Origin of the sequence: Edaphobacter bradus, from assembly GCF_025685645.1 — a bacterium.
In the GTDB taxonomy this organism is placed as follows: domain Bacteria; phylum Acidobacteriota; class Terriglobia; order Terriglobales; family Acidobacteriaceae; genus Edaphobacter; species Edaphobacter bradus.
The window spans coordinates 1-1,185 of the sequence record NZ_JAGSYF010000011.1 but is presented as its reverse complement, the minus strand read 5'-3'; the positions used below and the strand labels follow the sequence as shown (position 1 = coordinate 1,185).

Here is a 1,185-nt window from a genome sequence, read left to right as displayed (position 1 = left end):
AGTCATGGCGAAGGAAAAGTTTGACCGGTCTAAGCCGCACGTGAACATCGGGACGATCGGACACATCGATCACGGCAAGACGACGCTGACGGCGGCGATCACGAAGGTTCTGTCGAAGCACAACCCGAAGAACGCGTTTCGTTCGTTCGACACGATTGACAACGCTCCTGAGGAGCGCGAGCGCGGCATTACGATTGCGACGTCGCATGTGGAGTACGAGACGGCGAACCGGCACTACGCGCACGTGGACTGCCCTGGCCACGCCGACTACATCAAGAACATGATCACGGGTGCGGCGCAGATGGACGGCGCGATCCTGGTGGTGGCGGCGACCGACGGTCCGATGCCCCAGACCAAGGAGCACGTTCTGCTGGCCCGTCAGGTGGGCGTTCCCTACATCGTGGTGTTCCTGAACAAGTGCGATGCGGTGGAGGATGCCGAGCTGGTGGACCTGGTGGAGATGGAAGTCCGCGAGCTTCTCAACAAGTATGACTTCCCCGGCGACGACGTTCCCGTGGTCCGCGGATCGGCGCTGGGCGCGCTGAACGGCGAGGCGCAGTGGGAGGCCAAGATCGACGAGCTGATGGAGGCGGTGGACAAGAACGTGCCGCAGCCGGACCGCATGGTGGATCTGCCGTTCCTGATGCCGATCGAGGACATCTTCTCGATCTCGGGCCGTGGCACTGTTGTCACGGGTCGTATCGAGCGCGGCAAGGTGAAGGTTGGCGAAGAGGCCGAGATCGTAGGCTTCCGCGAGACGCGCAAGACGGTGGTGACCGGCGTCGAGATGTTCAAGAAGCAGCTCGACGAGGGTCTGGCGGGCGACAACGCGGGACTTCTGCTGCGCGGCATCGCCAAGGAAGACGTGGAGCGCGGCATGGTGCTGGCCAAGACCGGCTCGATCACGCCGCACACGCAGTTCAAGGGCGAGGTGTACGTGCTGTCGAAGGAAGAGGGCGGCCGTCACACCCCGTTCTTCAACGGCTACCGTCCGCAGTTCTACTTCCGCACGACGGACGTGACCGGTTCGGCGAAGCTTCCGGAGGGCACGGAGATGGTGATGCCGGGCGACAACATCGCGCTGGAGATCACGCTGCACACCCCGGTGGCCATGGAGAAGGGCCTGCGCTTCGCCATCCGCGAGGGCGGACGCACCGTCGGCGCCGGTACCATCTCCGAGATCAT

At 63.7% G+C, this 1,185-nt stretch carries 1 protein-coding gene; it reads left to right on the top strand.

What is annotated here, in order from left to right; translation table 11 throughout:
- Positions 1 to 4: 4 nt before the first annotated feature.
- On the top strand, positions 5 to 1,185 hold a 1,181-nt coding region (gene tuf / locus OHL16_RS20105; protein WP_263368988.1), incomplete at its 3' end, for an elongation factor Tu.